Annotated in this window: 27 protein-coding genes and 2 pseudogenes; 13 read left to right on the top strand and 16 right to left on the bottom strand. The window is 63.4% G+C overall.

Annotated elements, in window-relative coordinates; translation table 11 throughout:
• Positions 1-51: 51 nt before the first annotated feature.
• Entirely contained in the window at positions 52-597 is a 546-nt protein-coding gene (locus KZZ07_RS13570) for an RNA polymerase sigma factor (RefSeq protein ID WP_219514817.1), read from the bottom strand.
• Positions 590-772 carry a NepR family anti-sigma factor gene (locus tag KZZ07_RS13575; RefSeq protein WP_255564342.1) on the bottom strand — a complete coding sequence of 61 codons (183 nt, stop codon included), beginning with the start codon at positions 770-772 and terminating at the stop codon, positions 590-592. The genes KZZ07_RS13570 and KZZ07_RS13575 overlap by 8 nt, the downstream gene beginning before the upstream one ends.
• Before the next feature lie 90 nt (positions 773-862).
• On the opposite strand from KZZ07_RS13575, the gene KZZ07_RS13580 reads away from it, so the two are divergent.
• The gene (locus tag KZZ07_RS13580) at positions 863-1,675 is read left to right on the top strand and encodes a response regulator (RefSeq protein WP_219514818.1); all 813 of its coding nucleotides are present in this window, start codon (positions 863-865) and stop codon (positions 1,673-1,675) included.
• A gap of 73 nt (positions 1,676-1,748) precedes the next feature.
• On the opposite strand, the gene KZZ07_RS13585 is transcribed toward KZZ07_RS13580, so the two are convergent.
• Complete coding sequence (locus tag KZZ07_RS13585; protein ID WP_219514819.1) at positions 1,749-2,246, bottom strand: Dps family protein; 498 nt, start codon at positions 2,244-2,246, stop codon at positions 1,749-1,751.
• A 127-nt stretch (positions 2,247-2,373) separates the two neighbouring features.
• On the opposite strand from KZZ07_RS13585, the gene KZZ07_RS13590 reads away from it, so the two are divergent.
• Entirely contained in the window at positions 2,374-2,571 is a 198-nt protein-coding gene (locus tag KZZ07_RS13590; protein WP_219514820.1) for a hypothetical protein, read from the top strand.
• Between the two features lie 67 nt (positions 2,572-2,638).
• On the opposite strand, the gene KZZ07_RS13595 is transcribed toward KZZ07_RS13590, so the two are convergent.
• The gene (locus tag KZZ07_RS13595) at positions 2,639-2,827 is read right to left on the bottom strand and encodes a PLDc N-terminal domain-containing protein (RefSeq protein WP_370631168.1); all 189 of its coding nucleotides are present in this window, start codon (positions 2,825-2,827) and stop codon (positions 2,639-2,641) included.
• 36 nt (positions 2,828-2,863) lie between these two features.
• Positions 2,864-3,124: a DUF7218 family protein gene (locus KZZ07_RS13600; RefSeq protein ID WP_219514822.1), complete on the bottom strand. Its 261-nt coding sequence runs from the start codon at positions 3,122-3,124 to the stop codon at positions 2,864-2,866.
• A gap of 260 nt (positions 3,125-3,384) precedes the next feature.
• Here KZZ07_RS13600 and KZZ07_RS13605 point away from each other — a divergent pair, with 260 nt between their 5' ends.
• A complete protein-coding gene (locus KZZ07_RS13605; RefSeq protein WP_219514823.1) occupies positions 3,385-4,281 on the top strand; it encodes an amidoligase family protein in 897 nt (298 codons plus the stop codon).
• Complete coding sequence (locus tag KZZ07_RS13610; protein ID WP_219514825.1) at positions 4,278-4,979, top strand: gamma-glutamyl-gamma-aminobutyrate hydrolase family protein; 702 nt, start codon at positions 4,278-4,280, stop codon at positions 4,977-4,979. The genes KZZ07_RS13605 and KZZ07_RS13610 overlap by 4 nt, the downstream gene beginning before the upstream one ends.
• Before the next feature lie 71 nt (positions 4,980-5,050).
• On the opposite strand, the gene KZZ07_RS13615 is transcribed toward KZZ07_RS13610, so the two are convergent.
• From KZZ07_RS13615 to KZZ07_RS13635, 5 genes are all read right to left on the bottom strand, one after another.
• On the bottom strand, positions 5,051-5,248 hold the full coding sequence (locus KZZ07_RS13615; protein ID WP_219514827.1) for a CsbD family protein: 198 nt from the start codon (positions 5,246-5,248) through the stop codon (positions 5,051-5,053).
• Between the two features lie 83 nt (positions 5,249-5,331).
• The gene (locus tag KZZ07_RS13620) at positions 5,332-5,799 is read right to left on the bottom strand and encodes a baeRF12 domain-containing protein (protein ID WP_219514828.1); all 468 of its coding nucleotides are present in this window, start codon (positions 5,797-5,799) and stop codon (positions 5,332-5,334) included.
• 141 nt (positions 5,800-5,940) lie between these two features.
• A complete protein-coding gene (locus KZZ07_RS13625) occupies positions 5,941-7,416 on the bottom strand; it encodes a phospholipase D family protein (RefSeq protein ID WP_219514829.1) in 1,476 nt (491 codons plus the stop codon).
• Positions 7,417-7,429: 13 nt separating this feature from the next.
• Complete coding sequence (locus KZZ07_RS13630) at positions 7,430-9,145, bottom strand: sensor histidine kinase (protein ID WP_219514830.1); 1,716 nt, start codon at positions 9,143-9,145, stop codon at positions 7,430-7,432.
• Positions 9,146-9,373: 228 nt separating this feature from the next.
• The gene (locus tag KZZ07_RS13635; protein ID WP_219514832.1) at positions 9,374-10,528 is read right to left on the bottom strand and encodes a sensor histidine kinase; all 1,155 of its coding nucleotides are present in this window, start codon (positions 10,526-10,528) and stop codon (positions 9,374-9,376) included.
• Positions 10,529-10,731: 203 nt separating this feature from the next.
• Here KZZ07_RS13635 and KZZ07_RS13640 point away from each other — a divergent pair, with 203 nt between their 5' ends.
• The 3 genes from KZZ07_RS13640 to KZZ07_RS13650 all read left to right on the top strand — a co-directional run bounded on the left by KZZ07_RS13640 (position 10,732) and on the right by KZZ07_RS13650 (position 11,573).
• Positions 10,732-10,893 (top strand): DUF1328 family protein, encoded by a 162-nt coding sequence (locus tag KZZ07_RS13640; protein ID WP_219514833.1) that lies wholly within the window; start codon positions 10,732-10,734, stop codon positions 10,891-10,893.
• A 68-nt stretch (positions 10,894-10,961) separates the two neighbouring features.
• Complete coding sequence (locus KZZ07_RS13645; protein WP_219514836.1) at positions 10,962-11,222, top strand: hypothetical protein; 261 nt, start codon at positions 10,962-10,964, stop codon at positions 11,220-11,222.
• Between the two features lie 12 nt (positions 11,223-11,234).
• Positions 11,235-11,573 carry a hypothetical protein gene (locus tag KZZ07_RS13650; RefSeq protein ID WP_219514837.1) on the top strand — a complete coding sequence of 113 codons (339 nt, stop codon included), beginning with the start codon at positions 11,235-11,237 and terminating at the stop codon, positions 11,571-11,573.
• Positions 11,574-11,754: 181 nt separating this feature from the next.
• On the opposite strand, the pseudogene KZZ07_RS27725 reads toward KZZ07_RS13650, so the two are convergent.
• From KZZ07_RS27725 to KZZ07_RS13665, 4 genes and pseudogenes are all read right to left on the bottom strand, one after another.
• Positions 11,755-11,963 (bottom strand): annotated as a pseudogene (locus tag KZZ07_RS27725) (IS5/IS1182 family transposase); the annotation flags it as partial.
• A 254-nt stretch (positions 11,964-12,217) separates the two neighbouring features.
• Positions 12,218-13,159, bottom strand: coding sequence for an ABC transporter substrate-binding protein (locus KZZ07_RS13655; protein WP_255564357.1), 942 nt, complete (start codon positions 13,157-13,159; stop codon positions 12,218-12,220).
• Positions 13,160-13,204: 45 nt separating this feature from the next.
• Positions 13,205-14,206 (bottom strand): ABC transporter permease, encoded by a 1,002-nt coding sequence (locus tag KZZ07_RS13660; protein WP_255564343.1) that lies wholly within the window; start codon positions 14,204-14,206, stop codon positions 13,205-13,207.
• Positions 14,203-14,925 (bottom strand): annotated as a pseudogene (locus KZZ07_RS13665) (ATP-binding cassette domain-containing protein); the annotation flags it as partial. The pseudogene KZZ07_RS13665 and the gene KZZ07_RS13660, both read right to left, overlap by 4 nt.
• A gap of 55 nt (positions 14,926-14,980) precedes the next feature.
• Here KZZ07_RS13665 and KZZ07_RS13670 point away from each other — a divergent pair.
• From KZZ07_RS13670 to xylA, 4 genes are all read left to right on the top strand, one after another.
• On the top strand, positions 14,981-15,652 hold the full coding sequence (locus tag KZZ07_RS13670; protein WP_370631160.1) for an ABC transporter ATP-binding protein: 672 nt from the start codon (positions 14,981-14,983) through the stop codon (positions 15,650-15,652).
• A complete protein-coding gene (locus KZZ07_RS13675; RefSeq protein ID WP_219514841.1) occupies positions 15,649-16,758 on the top strand; it encodes a Gfo/Idh/MocA family protein in 1,110 nt (369 codons plus the stop codon). Before KZZ07_RS13670 ends, KZZ07_RS13675 begins: the two co-directional genes overlap by 4 nt.
• Positions 16,755-17,399, top strand: a complete 645-nt coding sequence (locus tag KZZ07_RS13680) for a ThuA domain-containing protein (RefSeq protein WP_219514842.1) — start codon at positions 16,755-16,757, stop codon at positions 17,397-17,399. The genes KZZ07_RS13675 and KZZ07_RS13680 overlap by 4 nt, the downstream gene beginning before the upstream one ends.
• A 97-nt stretch (positions 17,400-17,496) precedes the next feature.
• Entirely contained in the window at positions 17,497-18,792 is a 1,296-nt protein-coding gene (gene xylA, locus KZZ07_RS13685) for a xylose isomerase (protein ID WP_219514843.1), read from the top strand.
• Between the two features lie 78 nt (positions 18,793-18,870).
• Here the strand turns inward: xylA and KZZ07_RS13690 are convergent, their stop codons facing one another.
• Both KZZ07_RS13690 and KZZ07_RS13695 read right to left on the bottom strand, forming a co-directional pair.
• Positions 18,871-19,710, bottom strand: a complete 840-nt coding sequence (locus tag KZZ07_RS13690) for a sugar phosphate isomerase/epimerase family protein (protein ID WP_219514844.1) — start codon at positions 19,708-19,710, stop codon at positions 18,871-18,873.
• Positions 19,707-21,398, bottom strand: a complete 1,692-nt coding sequence (locus tag KZZ07_RS13695; RefSeq protein WP_219514845.1) for an FAD-dependent oxidoreductase — start codon at positions 21,396-21,398, stop codon at positions 19,707-19,709. The genes KZZ07_RS13690 and KZZ07_RS13695 overlap by 4 nt, the downstream gene beginning before the upstream one ends.
• 104 nt (positions 21,399-21,502) lie before the next feature.
• Between KZZ07_RS13695 and KZZ07_RS13700 the strand changes: the two genes are divergently transcribed.
• Positions 21,503-22,429 carry a LysR substrate-binding domain-containing protein gene (locus KZZ07_RS13700; protein ID WP_219514846.1) on the top strand — a complete coding sequence of 309 codons (927 nt, stop codon included), beginning with the start codon at positions 21,503-21,505 and terminating at the stop codon, positions 22,427-22,429.
• A 120-nt stretch (positions 22,430-22,549) separates the two neighbouring features.
• Positions 22,550-23,551: a Bug family tripartite tricarboxylate transporter substrate binding protein gene (locus tag KZZ07_RS13705; protein WP_219514847.1), complete on the top strand. Its 1,002-nt coding sequence runs from the start codon at positions 22,550-22,552 to the stop codon at positions 23,549-23,551.
• Positions 23,552-23,613: the final 62 nt, after the last annotated feature.

Consider the following 23,613-nt stretch of genomic DNA (forward strand, 5'->3'; position numbering starts at 1 on the left):
AAAAAACGGCCCGCGCAAGGCGGGCCGAGTGGCGTGAGCTGACACAGCGGATCAGGCAGCGGGGCGAGACCCTACAACGCCCTGTGTGACGGAATCCGTGATCTCGAGGCTTTCTTCCTCGGACAACTCCATCAATTCGGCCAATCGGGCGCGGGCGCGGCCGACGCGGCTCTTGATCGTGCCCACGGCCACGCCGCAGACCTCTGCCGCCTCTTCATAGGCCAGGCCCTGGGCGCCGATCAGCACCAGCGCTTCACGCTGGGTGTCGGGCAACTGGTCGAAGGCCACCTTGAAATCACGCAGGTTCAGACGTCCATCGTGGTCAGGCTTGGTCGCAAGGCCCTCGCTCATCGTGCCATCGGCGTCCTCAACCTCACGTTTGCGCTTGCGCCGCAGCGAATAGAACGTGTTGCGCAGGATCGTGAACAGCCAGGCGCGCATGTTGGTGCCCTGCTGAAAGCTGTCGATATTCGTCCATGCCTTGACCAGCGTCTCCTGCACCAGGTCGTCCGCCGTGGCAGAGTTCCGGGTCAGCGACAGCGCAAAGGCGCGCAACGAGCCGATATGATCGGTCAGTTCCTCGCGGGGGTCACGCATCTTGCTGGTCCCCGCTGTTCTTTTTCTCCTCGGCGGCCTTCAATTGCGCCAGCAGATCGGTGAACCGATCGGGCACAGGCTGTTCAGCCATGTCATCGAAGGCCTGCCTCAAGTTCCTGTCGATTTCCTCGACGACTCTTGAATTAAGCTGTTTTCGCGTCATGTGTTTTGTCATCTTTGGATCTCGCAACGCCTCACTATGGAACCAAAACGTTGCAGCATGCGTTCGGTTCCAAAGGTAGCACTAATAATTGGAGCAACAAGCATGACGGCTCAGTCATCTTCGGACATGACAACCGCAATCGGCGGTAACCTTCCCTACCTGCGCCGCTACGCCCGCGCGCTGACAGGGCGCCAGGACAGCGGCGACCGCTATGCCGCCGCAACGCTTGAGGCCATTCTGAACGACCCCGAGCTGTACGATTCCGGCGTAACCGACAAGGTGGCCCTGTTCCGTGTGTTCCACGCGATCTGGATGTCCTCGGGCATGCCGGTCGAGGACAGCGGCGAAACCGGGCTGGCGGCGCGAGCGCAGAAACATCTGTCGCGTTTGACGGAAAACACGCGCGAGGCGCTCTTGCTGCACACGATCGAGGAGTTCCCGATCGAAGAGGTTGCCCAGATCATGCAGGTCTCGGCAGAGGAGGCGGGACAATATGTCGACACGGCCTTCCTTGAAATGCGCGACGCGATTTCCGGCAAGATCATGATCATCGAGGACGAGGCGGTGATCGCGATGGACCTGGAAAGCATCGTGATGGACATGGGGCACCGCGTCACCGGTGTCGCACGCACCGAGGCCGCGGCTCTGGATCTTGCCGGCAGCGATGCCCCGGACCTAATCCTGTCGGACATCCAGCTGGCGGACGACTCCAGCGGGGTCGACGCGGTCAACCAGATCCTTGCGCGGGACGGCGACCGCCCCGTGATCTTTATCACCGCCTTCCCGGAACGGTTGTTGACGGGCGAGGGGCCGGAACCGGCCTTCCTGATCTCCAAACCCTATTCCGAGAACCAGGTGCGGTCCGCTGTCAGCCAGGCGCTGTTCTTTGCCTCGACAGAGACTTTGATCCGCTGACAAGCCCAACGAGGCGAACAAGAAAAAGGCCCGCCAATTTTGGCGGGCCTTTTTTTTTCGCGGGCGGGAGGCGTCAGCTTTTGGCCAGGGCGCGCAACATCCAAGCAGCCTTTTCGTGAAAGGCGCTGCGGGCGGTTGCCAGGTCTTCCGTCACCGGGTCGCGGTGCGTGCCGGCCAGTGCGATCAGCGCATGCAGCCGATGTGCCAGCTTCTCGTGATCATGGGCGAGGTCCTCGATCATGGCGGCGGTCGTGGCCTCGGCGGACAGGTCTTCGACCCGCGATCTCTTGGTCACGTCGTCCAGGCGCGCCGGGGCAAGATGCCCAAGGGCGCGGACCCGCTCTGCCAGATCGTCGGCGGCGGCAAAGAGATCCTGGTACTGTTCTTCGGTCAGGTTGTGCACGGAAAAGAACAGCGGCCCCTCGACGTTCCAGTGAATGGCATGCGTCTTGAACAGTAGCCGGTAGGTGTCGGCAAGCACGTCCGACAGGCCACTTGCCAGGGATTCAGTGTTGCGGACCCCGGTGGAAACGGAGTCTTCGGTCGGAATAACCTTTAGCGAGTCAGTCATCTGAGCCTCCTCATTCATTGGTTAGTCAGACAACGACCCGTGCCCGCAAAAGTTCCGGATCACGGGTGGCGGAACACAGGTCGTACGGTGCGCGTTTCCTACAGGAAGAACTATTGGAGGAAGCAATATGTCCGCACCTGACACGAACACCGAAAGACAAAAGCGCCGCCATCGCCCCGCCTTGATGGGCATCGGCACCGCGGGAGCCGTCGCGGTGGTCCTGCTGGCAGGTCTTCTGGTCTACGTCACCGTGACCGCGGATGCGCCGGAAGGCGCGGAAACACAGATCGACGGGCGCACAGGCGCGGTGGTCGATACCGATTGATCCCACACATCAAAAACGCCCGCGCAGCCTCTGCGCGGGCGTTTTTTCTTGTCCGATCTGCCACCAATCAGGCCAGGCGGCGCGCCGACCGCGGTCCGGCGATCAGCCAGACGATGAAGCCCAGCAGCGGCAGGAGCAGCACGAACAGAGTCCACAGGACCTTGCCGCCCGTGCTTGCGCTGGAATTGACGATGTTGACGATTGCCCAGACCGCAAGGCCCAACAGGATCAATCCGCCCAGACCTGCAATTTCAATACCCATGATAGTCTCCTTTCGATTTCCTGTGCCGCTTCAGCCGCGAAGCGCGTCGATCAGCTCCGATTTGGTCATCTTCGACCGCCCGTCGATATCCAGCTCTTGTGCCCGGTCGTACAGCTCATCGCGTGTCCACTCTTCGTAGGGTGGGGCTTTGCCGCCTTTGCGGGACGGGGTCATGTTGTCGTTCGCCTGTGCATTGGCGATCGCCGCCGCTTTCGACTTGCCGTAGCCCTTGTCGCGCAGGCTGTCGTAGGTTTCGTCGTCCTTGATCGAGGGGCCGTGCTTCTTGGTCATCGCGCCGTCTCCTGCAGTCCTTCTCGCGTGCGTCCAAGCCGGCGATTTCCAATGCCGTCCGGTCCGAAAACGCGAGATTGTTCAGGCAAGGAACGCCTGGCGCCCCCCAGCGGTTCCGGATGTTTCGCGGATGCCCCCGCAAAGAAAGACGGTTTTTTCGGGAACCCCCAGGGGAGAAGGCGCGTTACGCACGCATGGACAACGCAAACTGTGTCGGCGGGTTTCGTGCTCTGCCCAAAGAGAAAACACTTGCCGGCAAAATGCGCCGGTGCGGAATCGAGATAGAATTTTCAGGAGTAGATGAAGCCAATGCCGCGCAGATCGTGGCTCAGACCCTGGGCGGCCTGGTCAAGCGGCAGGGGCCGCATCTGTTCACCATCGAGGACAGCGATCTGGGAACGATCTGCGTCGAGTTGGACACGCGGTATGCGAAGCCGGGGAACCAGTTCCTGCCCGAAGGCGTGCTGGACGCGGCCCGCGCCGTCGTACCGGTGGAGGTGGTCACACCGCCTCTGTCTCCGGAGCAGATGGACCGCTTGCTTGACCTGACCGGTGCCCTGCAAAAGGCTGGCGGAAAAGGCACCTCCGATAGCCTGTTTGCCGGGTTCGGCATCCATTTCAATCCCGAGATCACCGGCTACGACGATCCCTACATGCTGCGGACGGTGATTGCCTATGGTCTGCTGGAACAGTGGTTAAGGCAATGGCGCCCGCTGGACATGTCGCGCCGCATCCTTCCCTTTGTCGATCCTTGGCCGGTGCATTTCACCGATGCGCTTGTGGAGGCGGACGACCTTGACCTGTCGGTGCTCCGGCAACTGGTTCACACCCACCTGAACGGGCGGAACTACGGGCTGGACCTCTTGCCGATCCTGCATGCCCATGACCCAGAGGGGTTTGCGGCAACCTTCGGAAAAGAGGCCAGCGGCGCCCGCCCGGCCTTTCACTTTCGCCTGCCGGATTGCCGCCTGGACGAGCCGGACTGGAGCATCGCGCACGAATGGGACCGCTGGTGGCTGGTCGAGGCGCTGGCGGCGGATGAAGCGCGCTATGACGCCTTGCGCGACGCATGGCGGCGTGGTGCGGGACACGGCGGGCTCTGGGTCGAGGAAGTGACCCGGCAGATCGGCAAGAACGGCGAGGAGCTGTTTCGGTGAGCCGCCCGCTGATCGCAGTGACCACCTCGACCCGCTCGGGGTGGCGCATCTTTCCGCTTGTCCGCCTGAATCTCTGGTTGGCGGGGGCGCGCGCCCTGCGCTGGACCACGCGGTCCGACATCGATCTTGGCCGCGTCGATGGCGTCATTATCGGTGGCGGCGACGATATCTCGCCCGATCTTTACGGCGCCCGGCTGGAAGTAACCGCGCGGCTGGACCATGACCGCGATGCGATGGAACATGACATCGCGCGCAAGGCGCTGGCCAGCGGTATCCCTGTTCTGGGCATCTGCCGCGGCGCCCAGATGCTCAACGTCGCGGCCGGCGGTACGCTGCACCAGGACGCCTGGTCGCTTTATCCCGAGGCACAGCCGATCAAGACCATCCTGCCGCGGCGCGAAGTCCAGGTCGAAGCGGGCTCGCACCTTGCTGCCTGGTCGGGCGAGGCGCCGATGCGCGTGAATGCCCTGCATACCCAGGCGGTCGACGAGCTGGGCCAGGGCTTTCGCGTCGCGGCGCGTGACACGCACGGCATGGTGCAGGCCATCGAGCGCTGCCGCGATCCCTTTGCGATGGGCGTGCAATGGCATCCTGAACACCTGTTTTACGCGCATCGCCAACGCGCGATCTTCCGCGCTTTGAGCCGTGCTGCGTCCGGCTATGCGGAAAACCGTGCGCAAATTCTCGCACCCGCCTGAGCCGCTACCGAACGCAGCAAAAGGCCCGCCAATGTGGCGGGCCTTTTCGTATTTGTTCAGATGTCTCAGCGTCAAACCTGTTCAAGGATCTGGTCCAGCGTCTTGCGGGCCTCGTCCTTGGTCTGGCCCAACCGCTGCTGCAGCTTGCCTTCAAGCTGCTCGCGGTCGCCGCGTGCCTCTTCCAGTTCGTCGTCCGAAAGCACGCCATAGGCTTCGCGCAGGCGTCCCTTGATCTCGGTCCATTTTCCTTCCAGGCGATCCCTGTCCATCGGATATCTCCTTTGCGTTTCGCTGCCCGGATCCGTTCCGGGCCTCTGATATGACAACGCTTCAGGGGCAGTTCCGTTCCGTTTCAGGCCGCCTCTTCCAGTGCCCGGGTGATCGCGGTCTCGATTTCGTCCAGCGGATGGTTTGTCAGCACCTTGGGCAGATCCAGCACCAGTTTCGAGGTGACCTCTTCGTGCATTTCCTCGCGCAGGGCGCTCAGGACCGGACGGCTTGCAGCGATGATGAGATGGTCGAATTTGCCAGCATGGGCGGCCTTGTAGAGCTCCTGGCTGATGGTCTTGGCGAAACGTTCCTTTTCCAGCTCATGCCAATCGGTGTCATCCACCGCCGAGCGATGGTCGCCGGGGCCGTCGCTGAAACGTCCGGGGCGGTTGGCGGCCCAGTCCTGCGCCTTGGGATTCTCCTGTTCCGCGCGGTCCCGGACCACAAGATGCAGATGCGCCTTGTCGCCCTTGTTGACGAGGTACAGCGCCTTTTCTCCATCAGCGATCAGCACCCAGGTGCCATGTGGCACGCCTTTGGCTCTCATCATGTCGTGATCCTCCTCTTTTAACGTGGTGACAATCAGGCGGGCAAGCGCCTGCCTGCGGGCAGGGCCAGTCCGGGCATGCGGGCCAGTTGGACCGCACGCTTTCATAACACAAACGCGCAACGGCTGGCTCCCGTTCCGTGTTCAGACGATATCCTCGGTCACGCCGGGCAGTTCCTGCGCCAAGTCAGCACCTTCCTTGGCGTCGAATGGCACCAGGAAACCGCTCCGGTTCTCGGGGCGGCGCAGCCCGTTGCGGCGGATCTCGTCGCGCCACAGGGGATAGAGCGTCTCTGGCGACATGGCTTCGGGCGCAAGCGGATCATGCCACCAGTGTGACAGCAGGCGGTCGCGCGCCTTTTCCACGCGGTCGGGCCGGGTGATCTCCACCGCCAGTTCGGTGTCCCAGCGCATCGATCGCCCGTTCAGATTGGCCGACCCGATCAGGACAGAGTCCGCATCGCGGATCAGAACCTTGTTGTGGACGTGGATCAGCGGCGATCCGGCCAATGTCTCGCAGGTCTCGCGCGCGGCCAAGATGGGGCGCACGGGCGTCGCGATAGTGAGCCTTGGCCCGAAGCTCTCGCGCAGGGTGGCAACCGCCTGCTGGCGCAGGGCAAGGCCGTACTTGGCATCGAGGCTCTCGGAAGAGTCGAAGGCCACGTCTTCGGGCAGGCCCGGCATGACGATGATGGCGTTCAGGTCGCTATTCCTTGCGGCAGCTTCCGCCAGCGCTTCGGCGATCCGGCTTGAGCGGATGAACTGGGTCTCGATATGGATCAGGTGGCGGGCCTTGCGAAAGGTCGCCAGATGCGCCTCCTCGATCTCGGACACCAGCGTGCGGGGCGAGAGATAGGGCAGCTGCAGGCGTCGGGGCGCCGACAGGGTGCGTTTCAGCCCGGGGCAGGGCGGTGGGGCCGCGCGGCCCTCTGTCACTGCCTGGAAACTCTCCAGATGTCGGCGTGCGGCCGCGGCTTCGGGACCGCGCAGCATGACCTGCACGTCGGACCAGGTGTGCTGCGCCGGGCGATCATGATCGGGGCTGTCGTAGCGCCGTTCGTTCAGATCCAGCCCGCCGATATACAGCCATTCGTCGTCGATCACGGCCGCCTTATGGTGATGGGACACCGTGTGCAGGTTCGGCATGACGCTGCTTTCCAGCCCGACGGCCTCGAATCTGCGTTCAACCGGGGTCGTCTCGCGCAGCCGGTCCCAGCGGCGGCGCAGGACGGCAGGCAGAAAGGCAAGGCGCGGCAGCATCCCGGCACGCGCGCTGTGCTGGTGGGCACGGATGTTCAGCAGGTCCTTTCCCGCGCCCGTTGCCTCGGACAGGGCCACACCCTGTCGTACGGTGCGCCAGCTGAGGGCATGCAAACCGGTTGCCATGACTGGGTCAAAATCGCTGACGGTCAGGTCGATCCGCACCCCACGCCGCAGGGCATGCGCCAGCAGATCGAACCAGTCCTTGCCGATCTCGCGCGCCTCGGCGCTGCGCAGCCCGGTCGACAGATCAAAGATCCGGAAACCGGCCACCACATGTTTGCGCGCAGCCAGAACCGCGCGCTCGAACGCAGGCCAAGCCTCGTCGGCCGTGATCAACACTTCGAAGTCGCCGGCCATCCGGCCCCCTCTGTCAGGCGCCGTAGGTGGCGCGTGGAAACATCACTGTCACCCGGTAACGTCCGTCGTCCGAAGTGGTTTCCATCTTTCCGCCCAATTGCCGCAGAAAGGCGGCGATCATCTTTTGCGCCATGCCGTCGGGGCGCGGTGTCTCTGCCCCGGCGGCAACAGGGGTGGCGGGGGCGCTGTCGATGCACAGCCGCACTTGGTCACCGCCGCTCGAGGTCAGCTTGACCCCGATCCGGTCGCTCGGGCCGGAGTTGCAGGTCTGCCGGATCGCTGTGTTCAGCGTCTCGGCCACGAAAAGCGACAGGGGAATGGCTTGGTCGGGATAGAGCGCCACATGCTCCAGCGCCGTGTCGATTTCGATCTTGCCCAGCGGGGCAACCAGGTCCTGCGTGTCGCGGACCACCGCCTGCACGAGGTCGGCGGCATCCACCGTGGTGCTGGTCGGCGTGTTGTAGAGCGCGCGGTGCAGCACGGCCATGCCGCGCACCCGGCGCTGAAGCTCGGACACGACATGTTTGGCCTCTTCTGTTTCCAGGTCGCGCGATTGCATGTTCATGATCGAGGCGATCAGTTGCAGGTTGTTCTTGACCCTGTGATGCACCTCTCGGAGCAGCACTTCCTTGTCCCTGAGGTCCTGTTCGCGGCGTTGTTCACCCTCTGCAATCAGCAAGGCCATGCGGTTGAAGGCGCGCTGTGCCTCTTCCAGTTCCGCCGGTGGATCGCGCAGGTCCAGCGTGGTTTCCTCGCGTTCACCCAGGGCAAAGCGGCGCATCGCATTGCGCAGTTGCGCGACATGGCGGATCACAAGGCGCTGGATACCGAACAGGGCGACCCCGACCCCGGCCAGCCACATCAGCACCGGCAGCGAGCTTGCGATCACGCTTTGCAGGCGGCTGTCGGCATCGGGCACGGCCGAGAGAGGCCAGCTGCCCAGCAGGATGACCTTGCCTGGCACCATCTGGGTGACGGCGAAATAGCGCGTCTCGCCCGATCCGCTGACAGCGCGGAACGTCTGGCCGGGGGTCTGTACGATCTCGGACAGGAGCATGTCGCGGGGAAGGTAGTCCGGCGCGGCTGTACGGCCCAGCGAGGCTGCAAGAATTTCGCCCTCGGTGTTCAGCGCCGCCAGCCGCAATGCGCCGTCGTGGTCGGGATCTTCAAGGGCCGCGTTCAGAATTGCATGGGGGATCGACAACGAGACATAACCGACCATCTCGCCGCCTTCGCGTACGGGGTGGGTGACCATGATGACGTTGCGCCCGGTCACGGCGCCTTCGGGATTGACCTGTACGCTTTCGCCACCGCGCGCCATCGCGGTCTTGAAAAGCGGGCGTTGCGACAGGTCCATCCGGTCGGCGGTTGAACTGCAGGTCAGCCAGCCCGAGGCCCGGACGAACCCTGCAAAGGCATAGGTTTCGTTGCTTTCGACAAAGCCTTTCAGAATGTCGCTGCAATCTTCCTCGCCCAGCTTGGTGATCAGGACGGCCAGCCCCTGCGCTGCGGCCAGCGCGCTTTCGATGGTTTTGGTCTGGGGCGTGGCCTCGGCGCGCAACTGCGCCGCAAGCGAGGCTCGGTTCTGTTCGCGTGCGCCCTCGATCACGGCCTGGGTCTGGTAGACTGCGATCAGGCCCACCGGCAACATGGCTATGGTCATCAGGCAGGCGATGCGCGCCGGCAGACTACGGGACAGTCGGTAGAGGCTGTTCAGACGTTTGGGCATGGACGGCAGGTCTTGCAGGCAAGGGGACAGGCAGGAACGTGAGGCAAGGTGCCGCGCGCAACTGGCGGCGCGATCATCCCGTGTCCGGCGGAACAATCCCCGGATGCCACGCCCCGATCACGCGGATTTCGCCGCTGCCTGCTCATGCGGTTACCCCATCTGGAAATTGCAGTGCCCTCAAGACGAATGCCTCAAGTCGCGAATTGGTTCCCAAGATTCTCGAGAGGGTCAGGACTGCAGGCTGATCAGGGGGATCTGCAACCGGCGGCGGAACATGTCGGCCTCGATCTGGGTGGCGATCTCGCCGGCCAATTGCCCCTCGACGGCGATCGAAAGAAGCCGCGAGCCGAAGCCCGAGCGCGGCAGCGTCTGGGTATCCCAGGACAGGCCGGTTTCCTCCCAGTTGATGACGACGTCGTCGGTGTCAGTGCGTTCCCATTTCACCGCCAGTTGACCGCCATCGGTGGACAGCCCGCCGTACTTGGCGGCATTGGTCGCCAGTTCGTGCAGTGCCAGCGTCAGGTAGACCGCGGCCTTGGGGCCGACGGGAACGTGTTCGCCCTGGATCGTGATCCGTGTCTCGCGTGCCGTTCCATGCGGCGCCAAAAGCTTGTGCGACAGCGCGTCGAGTGTTGTGGTCGCCCCTTCGCTGCGGCGGGCGTTGACGACGGGCACGATCATCTCATGTGCATCACTCAGGGCCTTGAGGCGGGCGCCCACGCTAGCGGCCAGTTCGTCGGCGGTCTCGTGCGCGTTGCGTTCCATCCGCAGGATGCTGTTGATGACGGTAAAGAGGTTCTTCACACGATGCGTCATCTCCTGCATTACGATATCTCGTTCTTCGAGGGTCTCGCGCAGGCGCAGATCGGATTCGACCATATCCGCGATGTCGCGCATCTTGGCGATGTCATCGACCGTCCAGTTGCGGGGCTTGTCGTCGATGACGCAGAAAGACCCAAGCACATGACCGTCAGGGGACCGGATCGGCACGCCCAGATAGGCCCTGACGTTCAGGTCCTGAACGGCGCCGTTGTCGCAGACCAGGCTGTTGGCCTCCGCGTCCGGCACGACCAGCGGCTCTTCGGAAGAGACGACATACTGGCAGAAGGAATGGCTGAGCGGCGTGCCGCGCTGGGCGGCGGCCTCTCCGGTGATTCCGGTCTGGGCAGAGAAAAACTGCCGCTCGTCGTCCACGAAGGAGACGAGGCTGACCGGAACATCCATCAGCCGTGCGGCTATGCGTGCGGCTCTTTGGTGTGCTCCGGGGGCGGGGCTGTCCATCAGCCCGGTCCGGTCCAGCGCCCGCAGGCGCTCCGGATCCTGAAGCCGGTCTTCGTGGGTCACGTCCTGAACCTCTGTCCTGAATTCCGGAGTATCTTTCATTGGACAGGTCCAATCAGCAATCATCACTTGGAGTAAATAGCGCGGCAAATCCAAGGAAAACTCCTCTGAGAGCGATTTTTTGCTCTTTTGACCGGGCGCTTGGCGCTCCTCGGCAAGAATGACGGGAACCATTGCGCAGCACGCCACGTTCCTTTGTCAGAGCGCCAAAGACGGCGCACGGGAAAAACACAAGGAGACTTACCATGCTTGGCTGGGCCCTGACGTTCCTCATCATCGCACTTATCGCGGCTGCACTCGGCTTTGGCGGCATCGCCGGCGCATCCGCCGGGATCGCGCAAATTCTGTTCTTTGTGTTCCTCGTCCTCTTCGTCGTGTCGCTGGTGGCGCGCGTGGTCCGAGGATGACCTGAGACACGGCCCGGAGGACTTCGGGCCGCGCACCCTGCAATGGCACTTAAAAAAGGACGGACGACATGAGCAAGAACACGCAAGACCGCTTTCGCAACGGCGCCTCCGAAGCCGCAGAGGCCGGCGCCGCCTACGCCAGTGCCGCAGGCGAGCGGCTGGATGAGGCGCAGGCTTCGATTGACCGCGCCATCGAAGGGGGCCGCGAGGAAATCGAGCGCGCGGCGCGGCAGTCGACGCAGATGGTGCGTGACAACCCTGTTCTGGCCGTCGCCGGTGCGGTTGGCGTCGGGCTGCTTCTGGGGTTGGCCATGCGCAAGAAGGGGTGACTTCCCAATAGGTTGTCTGATGAAAAGGGCGTCGCGAAAGCGGCGCCCCTTTTCTTTGGGTCGGTGTTCCCAAAGGATCTGGCGCAGGTTGTAGGGCAGGGGGTATCTGTCGATCTGACGGTCGAGGATCCTGCCGCCGATTTTGAGTGCCGCTCGTTCGAGATTGCTCTGGCCCCCGGAGGCTGGATGCTTCGGACGCGGATCGCCTTCTCGCCCACGACCCGCACCGCGGCGGATGTCCGGGATCAGTTGCTGGACATGAACGAATTCGGCGTCGCCGGTCTCGCCGCCATTGCGCACCATCAGACGCACCGGCCAAAAGGACAGCTTTGGCAAGGAGATCAGCCGTGATTTGATCGGGCGGATGCACGCGCTCAGATTCATCTGAACGGGTCTATGATCGCCTCGACGCGGCGGGCTTTGTACATTCGTTACCACCGAACAGTTCCCGGTTGCGTTTGGCCAGGTGAGCCTCCTCAGCGAGAGCAACCAGAGAATGCAGGTGTGATCGGTTCCTCGTGAGAGCGATGGCGCGCAGACGATACAAGGACCGGTTGACGCCAACGCGCTTCATTCGTGATTGGTGCATGGGGATGACGGAAAGACATCGCGTTTGCTCATGGATTTGCGAATGCTGTCAGCGTCATAGCCACGGTCGACCTGCAGAACGCTTGGGGTGGGCCGGTTGTCGGCCATGACCACATCGAAGCCAAGATAGTCAGAGGTTTGCCCCGCGGTGATCAGCCTAACCCGGCGTCGGGTAAACAATGTACTGAGACTTCACGCTAATCCACGGTGGCGGCGGGGCAGACCTGCTGCTGGCGGCACAAGACCGGCCACTTTGCTCGTCTTGCGGCCGGGTCCCGCACGGTCAGACCGGACATGCCCCGAAAAAAGAAAGATCCGCGCCGCAGAGCCATTTTGCGGCGCGGATCGTTTTTTGCCGGTCGGATCAGCAACCGTTTCGTACGCGGGACCTGGGCCCCCGGATGCGCTCAGAACGGGCTGTCGGGATAGTAGAACTGTGCCGCATTCTCCGGCGTGATCAGCACCGACCCGATGGTAAAGGTGCCAGAGACCGGTGCATTCGACGTCAGGCCCACCGCCGTCATCTCGATCGCGGTTGCAATCATCGAAGGCGGATAAGTCACGTCGGCAGGGATCATCGTGTCACCGTCCATGACCCGCTTGACCATCTCCTTCATGCCCGCGCCTCCCAGAACGAATTTCACGTCGTCCCGGCCTGCCGCGTCGATGGCTGCCAGCACGCCGACCGCCATGTCGTCATCCGAGGCCCAGACAGCATCGATCTGTTCGTGCTTGGACAGGAAATCCTGCATCACGTCAAAGCTGTCGTCACGGTTCCAGTTGCCGTGTTCCATGTCGATGATCTCGATGCCCGAGCCTTCGATCGCGGCCTTGAAACCATCGACCCGTTCGTTGTCGATGGTGGTCGGGATGCCGCGCAGCACGACGATCTTGCCGCCCTCGGGCATCATCGACACCATGTATTCACCCGACACCCGGCCAAAGCCCGGGTTGTCACCGGCGACATAAAGATCGGAGATCCCTTCGACCGACAGGCCACGGTCCACCACGGTAACCCATACACCGCTTTCTGCGACCGCCTGCACCGGCGGCGTCAGCGGGTCGGACTCGAAGGGCAGGACCACCAGCGCGTCGATGCCACGAGTGGCGACCATGTCCTCGATGTCGTTGACCTGCTTGCCCGGATCGGACGCCGTGGCCAGGACGAAATCCAGTTGCGGATAGACCTCTTCCAGGCGTTTTACCGTCTGCTGGGCGTGAAAGTTCATGCCGCCGGCCCAGCCATGGGTTGCGGCCGGGATCGACACGCCGATGACTTTCGTCTCGGCGTCCTGGGCAAATGCGCCGCCGGCACTTATCGCCAGAGCCGTGCAACCGGCCGTCAGCATCTTCATGTAGGACATTTTGTTTCCTCCCTTAAATGTGGCGAAGTTTCATGACTTCGCCTTGGCTTCCCGCTGCAGGATGACTGCGAGAATGATGATGACCCCCTGGATCGTGCCGTTCAGATAGGGCGAGACGAGATCGGTCAGGTTCAGGATGTTGTCGATCATGCTGAGGATCAGAACGCCGATCACGGTGCCCCAGACACGGCCGAAACCGCCCTTGAGGATCGTGCCGCCGATGATCACCGCGGCGATCGCCTCCAGCTCCCACAACACGCCGGTCGAGGCCGAGGCCGAGCCCAGGCGCGGCACATACATGATGGTCGCAACACCGACGAGCAGGCCGAGCATCGCGTAGGTATAAAGCCGCGTGCGATTGACATTGACGTTCGAGTAATGCGCCACGTGCTCATTCGATCCGGTCGCGGCGCAATGCCGACCGAACCGCGCTCGGCTCATCAGAATTTCGCCGACGATCACGGCCAGGGCAAAGACGATGATCGGCCAGCTGATCCCAAAGATCCCGTCGAAATAGACCGGGCGGTAAAAGGTGCGCAGACCGAAGTCGAGGCTGAGCGTGCCGCCATCGGCCATCCAGGTGACCAGGCTGCGATAGATCCCCATGGTGCCAAGGGTGACGATAAAGGCTTCGATCCCCAGCGTGGTGATCAGAAAGCCGTTTATCAGCCCGGCGATGATCCCCGCCAGCAGCGCCACCGCCATGCCCAGCAGGATGATCGGAACGCCAACCCCCAGCGACGGTAGCGCCGCGTTCATCACCAGGATCATGAGCCCCGCGATAAAGGCCGCCATGGACCCCACCGACAGGTCGAGCCCGCCGGCGGTGATGACAAAGGTCATGCCCACCGCAATGATGCCGATAAAGGCCGAGCGCGCCAAAACGTTGGTGATATTCGCCGCGCTGAGAAAGTTGGAATTGAGCATCGTGCCGATCACGACCAGGACAACCAGCGCTATCACCGGGCCGAGGACACTCATCGAGGGCAGCGCCCAGCGCGGCTTGGCTGCCGTAGTTTCGGACGTCATCATCCCACCCTTTCCATAGAGCCAGCGCCCACGCCCATGGCGTGCCTGACGATTGTGTCTTCCGTGATCTGATCCCCGGTCAGGGTCCCGGCGAGCCTGCCCGAGCGCATGACCAGCACCCGGTCCGCCAGACCGATGACCTCTTGCATCTCCGATGAGATGACGATGATCCCATGTCCTTCCGCGGCAAGTTTGCTCAGGAAGGCGTAGATCTGCTGCTTGGTTCCGATGTCGATGCCGCGTGTCGGCTCGTCGACGATCAGGATCACCGGGTCGGACTGCATCACCTTGGCCAGCAAAAGCTTTTGCTGGTTGCCACCCGACAGGTTGCCGACGCGCACATTGCGCGTGCCCGCGCGGACGTCGAATTCCGCGATCGCCTGGTCAAGCGCGCGCTCCTCAGCTGCGGTGTCGATCAGCAACCGGCCGTATTTGTGCAAGGCCTGCAGGGTCAGGTTCTCGCGCATCCCCTTGTTCAGCAGCAGCCCGCGCAGCTTGCGGTCCTCGGTCAGGTAGCACAGCCCATGCGCCAGCGCGTCACCGGGCCGGGCAATGCGCACCGGCGTTCCATTGATCTCGACCCGTGCGCTGGTGGCCGGACGCAGACCGCATAGACCTTCCATCGCCTCGGTGCGGCCGGAACCGATCAACCCTGCGACGCCAAGGATCTCTCCCCGGTGCAGTTCAAAGGAAATGTCGCTGGCATGGCCGGGCACGCTCAGCCTCGACTTCGGCCTGCGACTGGCCAGGACGCCCGCCGCCGAACGCGAGGCGCGGGTGGCGGAGGCCGCGCGCATCCTTGCGCTCGAGGACTACCTCGACCGCAAGCCGGGCCAGCTTTCCGGCGGGCAGCGCCAGCGGGTCGCCATCGGTCGCTCGATCGTGCGGCAACCCAAGGTCTTTCTCTTCGACGAACCCCTTTCGAACCTCGACGCGGCGCTGCGCACGCAGATGCGGGTCGAACTGGCGCAACTGCACCAGTCTCTTGATGCAACGATGATCTACGTCACGCACGATCAGGTCGAAGCGATGACCCTTGCCGACCAGATCGTCGTGATGAACAAGGGCCGGATCGAACAGGTCGGCGCACCCATGGAGCTCTACGACCGTCCGGCGACCGAATTCGTCGCCGGTTTCATCGGATCGCCAAAGATGAACCTGATCCCCGGTACCGCCATCGGGCGCAACGACGTCAAAACGGCCGGCGTCCGTCCCGAGCATATTCTGGCGGATGTGGAGCAGGGCGATTGGCCGGCCACCGCCAAGGTGGTCGAAACCCTGGGCGCGGATACCGTCGTCTATGCCGATGCCGACGGGATCGGAGAAATCACAGTGCGCCTGCCCGGCAATATGCGCCTGAAAGCGGGTGAACGGCTGTTCCTGACGCCAGAGCCGGACAGCCTTCACCTATTTGGCGAGGATGGAAACAGAATGGATAAACCACAATGAGCACTTTGGGAGTGGGCGTCGTCGGTTGCGGCGTCATCAGCGAGATCTACCTAAGCAATGCCGCCCTGTTTCCGCAGATCGAATTGCGTGCCGTGGCGGATCTGAACCCGGAAGCCGCCCGCGCCAAGGCCGAGGCGCACAGGGTTCCCGCCACGACCCCGGCCGAACTGATGGCGCGCGACGACATCGACATCGTGCTGAACCTCACCATTCCCGCGGCCCATGTCGAGGTCGGCCTGGCCGCGCTGGAGGCCGGCAAGCACGTTTATTCCGAGAAACCCCTTGCAGGCAGCACCGCCGAGGCGCGCCAGTTCGTCGACGCGGCCGAGGCGCGGGGACTGTGGGTCGGCTGTGCACCCGACACTTTCCTGGGCGGCGCGCACCAGACCGCCCGGGCCCTGCTGGACGCCGGACATATCGGGCGGCCGACCGCCGGAACGGCAACGCTCATGCTGCCGGGCCATGAACGGTGGCATCCGAACCCCGATTTCTACTACGCGGGACCGGGAGCCGGGCCGTTGTTCGACATGGGGCCATATTACATCACCGCGATGATTGCCCTGCTGGGGCCGGTGCGTCGGGTCACGGCATTGGCGGCACGCGGTCGAGACAGCCGCACCATCGCAACCGGCCCCCGCGCTGGACAGTCGGTGCCGGTCGAAACGCCGACCCACCTGACCGGCGTGATGGAATTTGCCAGTGGCGCGCTGGTGCAGCTGGTCACCAGTTTCGACGTCAGGGCGCATGGCCACGCGCCGCTTGAGCTTTACGGAACCGAAGGCTCGCTCGACATTCCCGATCCCAACCGCTTCGACGGCACCGTGCGGCTGTTCCGGGAGGACTGGCAGGACCAACCGACGACCCATGCGCATGGCGACGGAAACTATCGCGGACTCGGCCTTGCCGAAATGGCGGCGGCGATCACGGCGGGACGCCCGCAGCGCGCCAGCGGCACCCTGGCCCTGCATGTACTCGAAGTGATCGAAACCCTGCTGGCCTCGGCAGAGAGCGGCGCGGCCATCGCCCTTCAGACAACCTGTGAACGCCCGCCGGCCATGACCGCAGGCGGAAAAATCGGAGACATTACCGCGATGGAGGCGGCATGAGTAAAAGCGCACTGATCTTTTGGGGAGGCTGGGAAGGCCACGAACCCGAGGCCTGTTCGACGGTGGTCGAGGACATGCTGCGCGTGGAAGGGTTCGACACCCGCCGCGTCGAAGGCGCCGGGGTACTGGGCGAAGAGGGATTGGGCCAATACGACCTCATCGTGCCCGTGATGACCCAGGCGCCCGTCGGCAAGGAAGAACTGTCGAACCTTGTCGCCGCAATCGAAGCCGGCACCGGGCTGGGCGGCTTTCACGGCGGCATGGGTGACACCTTTCGCTTGGAACCGGCCTATCAGTTCATGGTCGGCGGCCAATGGGTCGCCCACCCCGGAAACATCATCGACTACCGGATCGAGATCACCAGGCCCGACGATCCGCTGGTCGAGGGTATCGGCGATTTCGATTACCACTCTGAACAATATTACATGCACGTCGATCCCGGCATCGAGGTCCTGGCCACGACCACCTTCAGCGGCGAACATGCGCCCTGGACAAAAGGCACCGTGATGCCGGTGGTCTGGAAACACCGCTATGGACAGGCGCGGGTGTTCTACTCGGCGCTAGGCCATACGGCGTCCGAATTCGAAGTTCCCCAGATGCGGGAAATCCTGCGGCGCGGCCTGCTTTGGGCTGCACGCTGATTGCAGTGAAAACGCGCGCCGATCATGACTCGGCGCATACCTTCTTCCCAACCCTGCATCGGTATGCAGAAATGCCAGTGCTAAAAAAGGACGGAAAATGTCTGACTTCTTTGGAAACCTTGAACCGCTGCGCTTTGACCCTGACGGGGAGGGCCTGTGCTTTCGCCACTACAACCCCGATGAGATCGTCATGGGCAAACGCATGGAGGATCACCTGCGTTTCGCCATCGCCTATTGGCACAGCTTTGCCTGGGAAGGCGGCGATCCCTTTGGCGGACGGACCTTCGAACGCCCCTGGTTTGGCGCGGACATGGACGCGGCGCGTCTGAAGGCGGATGTCGCCTTTGAAATGTTCGACCTGCTCAACGCACCGTTTTTCTGCTTCCACGATGCGGACATCCGGCCCGAGGGGGGCAATTTCTCGGACAGCCTGCGCAACTTCGAAGAGATCATCGACATCTTCGAACGCAAGATGGAAACCTCGAAAACGCGCCTGCTCTGGGGGACGGCAAACCTGTTCAGCAACCGCCGTTTCATGGCGGGTGCCGCAACCAACCCCGACCCTGATGTCTTTGCCTGGTCCGCCGCGACGGTGAAGGCCTGCCTCGATTCGACCCACAGGCTGAATGGCGCGAACTATGTTCTCTGGGGCGGTCGTGAAGGGTATGAAACCCTGCTCAACACCGACATGGGCCGCGAGCGTGAACACGCCGGACGGTTCCTGTGCATGGTCGTGGAATATGCCAAGAAGATCGGCTTTGACGGTACGATCCTGATCGAACCCAAGCCGCAGGAACCGACCAAGCACCAGTACGATTACGACGTTGCCACCATCTACGGTTTCCTCAAGGACTTCGGCCTTGAGAAAGAGGTCAAGGTCAACATCGAACAGGGGCATGCCATCCTGGCAGGTCACAGCTTTGAACACGAACTCGCCCTGGCACGCGAGCTGGGTGTTCTGGGCTCGATCGACATGAACCGGAACGACTATCAGTCCGGCTGGGACACCGACCAGTTCCCGAACAACGTGCCAGAGACGGCGCTGGCCTATTACGAGATCCTGCGCGCCGGGGGCTTTACCACGGGCGGCACCAACTTCGACGCCCGCCTGCGTCGCCAGTCGCTGGACGCCGAGGACCTGATCGCCAGCCATGCGGGCGCGATGGACGTCTGCGCGCGCGGCTTCAAGGCGGCGGCGCGGATGCTTGAGGATGACGCGCTCGAGGCACCCCGCCGCGAACGCTATGCCGGCTGGGACACCCCCGCCGCCAAGGCAATGCTGGACAGCGATCTTGCCTCCATCTCGGAGCGGGTGATTGCCGAAGACCTCAATCCGCAACCGCGTTCCGGTCGGCAGGAAGTGCTGGAAAACATCGTCAATCGCTACGTCTGATCCAGAAGAGGCGTGCCCGGCTTGCGGGCGCGCCCTTGATCAGCCTATCCGAGCGGGTATGACCGTCATGCGGATCGATCAGGTATTCTGATCATCGCCGAAGTTCGGGACAGAAACCGCAAGGCCGGCCAGCAGAGCGCGGGTATCGGCCACGATCTTCTTGAGAACCTTGTGTGGATCGGACCGGGTCGCGGTCATGGGAATTTCCAAGCCGAGCGGAATGTCCGGGGGCAGGGCGCGGATGAAGGCTGGAAGGTCAATCTGACCTTCACCCGGCGGCAGGCGCATTTCCCGCGCCGTGTAAAGCAAGTCGTCCAGACTGTAGGGCGGCGTGACCGGGGCATCACAGAGATGCGCGAGACGCAGGCGCGAAGCAGGAATTGCCTTGAGCTGTTCGGCTGTGCTGCCGGAACGGTCGAAATGGAGACTGTCCACAAGGATGGCAACCTCCGGTCCGGCCTTAGACACCAGGGTCATCGCAGCCAACACGTCAGGGACCACGGTCCAGGGGAAGAACTCCAGGGAGACCCCAAGTCCACGCGCCGCGGCGTGTTCCGACAACAGCCCGAGACGATCGGCCAGCCGGGTCAGGTCCGGGTCGTAGGGCGCGGTTATGATCTCGCACGCGCCAAGCTCGGCCCCGGCATCCAGAAAGGGGGCGAGGGAGGCAACATTCGTGTCCGGTGCGATCTTGACGAACTCGATGTCATTGACCCGTAGCCCGGTTTCGGACAGCGCCGCCTTGGTCGCGCGCATCAGTCGTGCGTCCTCCATCAGAGGATAGCCGGGGCTGGTCTCGGTCACGCGGATCAGGCGCAGGCCAACGGCATCAAGACCTGCCTGCGCTGCCAGTCGGATCAGGTCAGGAGGCGGCAGGTCGAGGGCGGTCAGATGGGCCAGGGACAGGGGGTGGTTCATGGGGTTGCCTCGGCTGCATGGCGGCCAGCGATATAGCCGAAGGTCAGGGCCGGCCCAAGGTTTATTCCCCCGGCGGGGTAATGGCCGCCCATGACGCTGGCCATGTCGGTGCCCGCGGCATAGAGGCCAGGGATTGGAAGGCCTTCCGCATCCAGAACGCGCGCGGCGCCGTCCGTGCGCAGCCCCGCGAAGGTGCCGAAACTCCCGGGCAGCACCTTGACCGCGTAAAACGGCGCATGAGTGATGGGGGCCACGCAGGGGTTGGGCAAGTTCCCGGGGTCGCCTTGCAGCCGCATGTACGCGGATGTGCCGCGCCCGAATTCCGGGTCTTCGCCGCGCGCGGCGGAGTCGTTGTACCCCTCGACGGTCTCTTTGAGCGCCGCCGCGTCGATCCCGCAGCCCCGCGCCAGTTCAGGAACCGTCTGTCCGCGCTTCAAGTATCCTGAACGCAGCCACGGCGCGATGGGCAGCGGGGCAGGGCGCACGATACCCAGGCCATAGCGCCGCAGGAAACGGTGGTCGCAGATCAGCCAGCTGGCCGGATCCTCGTCCTCCGGGATGACCTGCAGCATGGCCCGGACATAATCGTGATAGCCCAGGCCTTCGTTGCAAAAGCGCTTGCCACTGGCGAGGACGCCGATCACCCCCGGTTTGCCCCGGTCGATGATGTGCGGAAAGGTGCCTGTGCTGCCATCGGGCCAGGTGACATGTGAGACCGGGCACCATGCGCCCGGCGCGGCGAGCTCTGTCGCGGACTGTCCCCCCGCCGCTTCGCCAATGCGGACACCGTCGCCGGTGGCGTCCGGGACCGCCAAAGGCAGATGTGTCTCCGGCCTTGGAAAGGTGGCGTTGCGGCGCGCAAGGTCATGTGGGTAGCCGCCCGAGGCCAGAACCACGCCGCGCCTTGCGGTGACGTGGACTTGCCCTTTGGCGGTGTCCAGCACGGCGCCCGTTACGCGGCCATCCTCGGAAACGACATCGGTCAGCGCGTGGCCAGGTCGAAGGTCGACGCCCAGGTCCAGGGCCGAGCGGATCAGGCGGGCCACCAGAGCATTGCCATTGCGCAACTGCATGGCCCGCCCGTGCCGTGCCAGATCCCACAAGTGCCGTGCCATGCGCCGGGCGACAAAAAGTGCCGATGCGGCTGATCGTGTCGCCGTCATGAAGGCGCGCAGGTCCGGCCCTGCCTGGATCGGCAGGCCCATGAAAGAGGTCTCGCGCAGTGGCGGGCGCAACAGGTCGATGGCCTTGCCCAGGGCACGACCGTCATAGGGCTGGGCGATGACGGACCGCCCCCCTTGGCCGGCGCCGGGCAGGTCGCTGTAGGTATCGGGGATTTTCAACCCGGGCTCAAAGCAGAGCGCGGTTTCGCGCTCGAAGAAATCGACCATCTCGGGCGCGGCGCTCAGAAAGGCGGAGGCCAGGTCCTCGTTGAACGCGTTGCCCAGAACCGCCTGCAGATAGCGCTTTGGGGCATCGCTTGCCTCGTGGATTCCGTTCCGCGCGCAGACCGGATTCCCGGGCGCCCAGATCCACCCTCCGGACCAGGCGGTGGTGCCCCCCAAGACCTGCGCCTTTTCAGCGAGGACGACCCGCAATCCTCGATGCGCGGCGACCGTGGCCGCCGCCAGGCCGGCGGCGCCGGAGCCGGCAATCAAAAAATCGCATTCGATTGTGGGTTGGGGCATGCTGGAGCCTCTTGTGGTTTGGCCAAGTTTCCCCTTGCTGCTGCGTAACGTCAAATGCATGTTTGTTCGCGATGATAACATCACGTTAATCGGAAGGCCGTGCCATGTCGGAAATGACCCTGCGCCAGATCGAGGTGATCCGGGCCGTGATGATGACGGGCACGATCAGCGGCGCGGCCGAAATGCTGAATGTTTCTGCCCCGGGGATCAGTCGTCTTGTGAAACACACCGAGGAATCCCTGGGCATCCGCCTGTTCGAACGCAAGGCCGGGCTTTTCGTGCCTTCGGTCGAGGCCGGGCCGGTCTTCGATCAGGTGCGCTCGGTCTACAAGGGGGTCGAGAACCTGAATCATGCGGTGGATGCCCTGCAAAAGGGGGAGGATGTCCAGCTCGCCTTTGCGTCGGCCCCGTCGGTCGCACAATTCGTGGCGGCGCGCGTACTGAAACAGGTGCGCGCCCGATATGCCGACCTGTTCATCGACCTGAACATCCTCAAGATCGAAGAAACGACCGATTACCTGCTGCTGGAACGAGGCGAGTTCGTGATCATGAGCTCGCAGGTTCAGAGCGCCGCAATCGAGAATGAGCAGATCGCGAGCGGGCGGTTGGTGGTGATCCTGCCCGACGGGCATCCGCTGGCGCGGAAATCCGTGATCTCCGCTCATGACCTGGCGCAAGAAGAGCTGATTGGTGTCGACCCCAACGACCCATACGGGCATTTGATGGCCAGGCCGTTCGTAGAGGCCGGGTTGCCTCTGGTGCATTCCATGCGTGGACGTTTTGCGCAGACGGTGGTGAGCCTTGTCCGGCACGGGCTGGGCGTGGCGGTGATCGACGAATTCTCGGTCGCGGAGGTCTACATGCCCGGGGTCACGCAACGATCTCTCGACGTGGAAATCGAGGTCGGCATTCACGTGGTCAAGAAGAAGGGTCGCGTGCTGTCCGGTTTCGCTGAATACGCGATCCAGCAGTTTCGAAGAGAACTGGCCCGCGCAGTCGCAGACGGACCCAAATTGCGACGCAGAGAGTAACATCAAGTTAATCTCGGCATAACTTAGGTATTTGACGTTATGGGGCGGGAACGGCCATTGTACGGATTGTCTAAGGGCCGCTTTTCGGCCCCAAGGAAGAGACCACTAGGGAGGATACCTATGAAACGCGTTCTGCTTGGCGCCCTCGGCGCCATTGCCCTGACGGCCACTGCGGCTGTTGCCGAATACCCCGAGAAGGAAATCCAGGGGATCATCCAGTGGGGTGCGGGTGGCTCGACCGACACCGTGATGCGCTCTGTCACGCCCCACGCCGAAGAGGCTCTGGGTGGTACCATCGTCATGCAGAACATGACCGGCGCTGTCGGCGCCATTGCGTTGAACCACGTGGCAGGGTCTGACGCTGATGGCTACACCCTGCTGATGGGTGCGGAAAACCCGATGCTCTACAAGATCATGGGCCTCGGCGAAAAGGACTATACCGCGTTCACGCCGATCAGCATCCTTGCCCGCGGCACCCCGATGCTGGTTGCCAACAACGACGCTCCCTTCGACACCTATTCCGAGATGATGGACTACATCAAAGCGAACCCCGGGACGGTGCGTTTCGGTTCGACCGGTCCGGGTGGCCTGCCGTCGGTGATCACCGCCATGATCGAAACGGTCGAGGGTGGCCTTGACGTGATCGCCGTTCCCTATGACGGCGACGGCCCGGCGCTGACCGGCCTGCAAGGCGGTGCAATCGACGTCATGCCCGCCGTTCTGGGCGCGGCCATCGAAGGCATCCGCGCCGGCAACATGAAGCCGCTGGCCGTGTTCGATACCGCCGCCAGCGACAAGCTGCCCGATGTGCCTGCAGTGGTCGACGCAAATGACGGCTACAACACCTACCTGCCGTGGGGGCCGTTCTTTGGTGTCTTCGTGCCCAAGGGTACCCCGGAGGACGTGGTCGCCAAACTGTCCGCTGCCTATGCCGAAGGCGCGAAGAACCCCGAGTTCATCGAGCTGATGGAAGGCCGCGGCTTTACCCTGATGGGCATTTCCGGTGACGAGGCCGAGGCCTTCTTGTCCAAGTGGCAGCAAGGCACCGCTTGGCTGCTGCAGGACGCCGGGCTGACCAAGATGTCGCCGGAAGAATTCGGTATCGCACGTCCGGGCGAATAACCCCGGTGCGGGCGGACTGATCTCCGGATCACGTCGCCCGCGCATCGGGCGCAGTTGATGCC

Source organism: Mameliella sp. CS4, from assembly GCF_019392335.1.
In the GTDB taxonomy this organism is placed as follows: Bacteria; Pseudomonadota; Alphaproteobacteria; order Rhodobacterales; family Rhodobacteraceae; genus Antarctobacter.

Coding starts and splice junctions, on each gene's coding strand:
- KZZ07_RS13570 (WP_219514817.1), bottom strand. CDS start 597: ATGCGTGACCCCCGCGAGGAACTGACCGATCATATCGGCTCGTTGCGC.
- KZZ07_RS13575 (WP_255564342.1), bottom strand. CDS start 772: ATGACAAAACACATGACGCGAAAACAGCTTAATTCAAGAGTCGTCGAG.
- KZZ07_RS13580 (WP_219514818.1), top strand. CDS start 863: ATGACGGCTCAGTCATCTTCGGACATGACAACCGCAATCGGCGGTAAC.
- KZZ07_RS13585 (WP_219514819.1), bottom strand. CDS start 2,246: ATGACTGACTCGCTAAAGGTTATTCCGACCGAAGACTCCGTTTCCACC.
- KZZ07_RS13590 (WP_219514820.1), top strand. CDS start 2,374: ATGTCCGCACCTGACACGAACACCGAAAGACAAAAGCGCCGCCATCGC.
- KZZ07_RS13600 (WP_219514822.1), bottom strand. CDS start 3,124: ATGACCAAGAAGCACGGCCCCTCGATCAAGGACGACGAAACCTACGAC.
- KZZ07_RS13605 (WP_219514823.1), top strand. CDS start 3,385: ATGCGCCGGTGCGGAATCGAGATAGAATTTTCAGGAGTAGATGAAGCC.
- KZZ07_RS13615 (WP_219514827.1), bottom strand. CDS start 5,248: ATGGACAGGGATCGCCTGGAAGGAAAATGGACCGAGATCAAGGGACGC.
- KZZ07_RS13620 (WP_219514828.1), bottom strand. CDS start 5,799: ATGATGAGAGCCAAAGGCGTGCCACATGGCACCTGGGTGCTGATCGCT.
- KZZ07_RS13625 (WP_219514829.1), bottom strand. CDS start 7,416: ATGGCCGGCGACTTCGAAGTGTTGATCACGGCCGACGAGGCTTGGCCT.
- KZZ07_RS13630 (WP_219514830.1), bottom strand. CDS start 9,145: ATGCCCAAACGTCTGAACAGCCTCTACCGACTGTCCCGTAGTCTGCCG.
- KZZ07_RS13635 (WP_219514832.1), bottom strand. CDS start 10,528: ATGAAAGATACTCCGGAATTCAGGACAGAGGTTCAGGACGTGACCCAC.
- KZZ07_RS13640 (WP_219514833.1), top strand. CDS start 10,732: ATGCTTGGCTGGGCCCTGACGTTCCTCATCATCGCACTTATCGCGGCT.
- KZZ07_RS13645 (WP_219514836.1), top strand. CDS start 10,962: ATGAGCAAGAACACGCAAGACCGCTTTCGCAACGGCGCCTCCGAAGCC.
- KZZ07_RS13655 (WP_255564357.1), bottom strand. CDS start 13,159: ATGCTGACGGCCGGTTGCACGGCTCTGGCGATAAGTGCCGGCGGCGCA.
- KZZ07_RS13660 (WP_255564343.1), bottom strand. CDS start 14,206: ATGATGACGTCCGAAACTACGGCAGCCAAGCCGCGCTGGGCGCTGCCC.
- KZZ07_RS13675 (WP_219514841.1), top strand. CDS start 15,649: ATGAGCACTTTGGGAGTGGGCGTCGTCGGTTGCGGCGTCATCAGCGAG.
- KZZ07_RS13680 (WP_219514842.1), top strand. CDS start 16,755: ATGAGTAAAAGCGCACTGATCTTTTGGGGAGGCTGGGAAGGCCACGAA.
- xylA (WP_219514843.1), top strand. CDS start 17,497: ATGTCTGACTTCTTTGGAAACCTTGAACCGCTGCGCTTTGACCCTGAC.
- KZZ07_RS13690 (WP_219514844.1), bottom strand. CDS start 19,710: ATGAACCACCCCCTGTCCCTGGCCCATCTGACCGCCCTCGACCTGCCG.
- KZZ07_RS13695 (WP_219514845.1), bottom strand. CDS start 21,398: ATGCCCCAACCCACAATCGAATGCGATTTTTTGATTGCCGGCTCCGGC.
- KZZ07_RS13700 (WP_219514846.1), top strand. CDS start 21,503: ATGTCGGAAATGACCCTGCGCCAGATCGAGGTGATCCGGGCCGTGATG.
- KZZ07_RS13705 (WP_219514847.1), top strand. CDS start 22,550: ATGAAACGCGTTCTGCTTGGCGCCCTCGGCGCCATTGCCCTGACGGCC.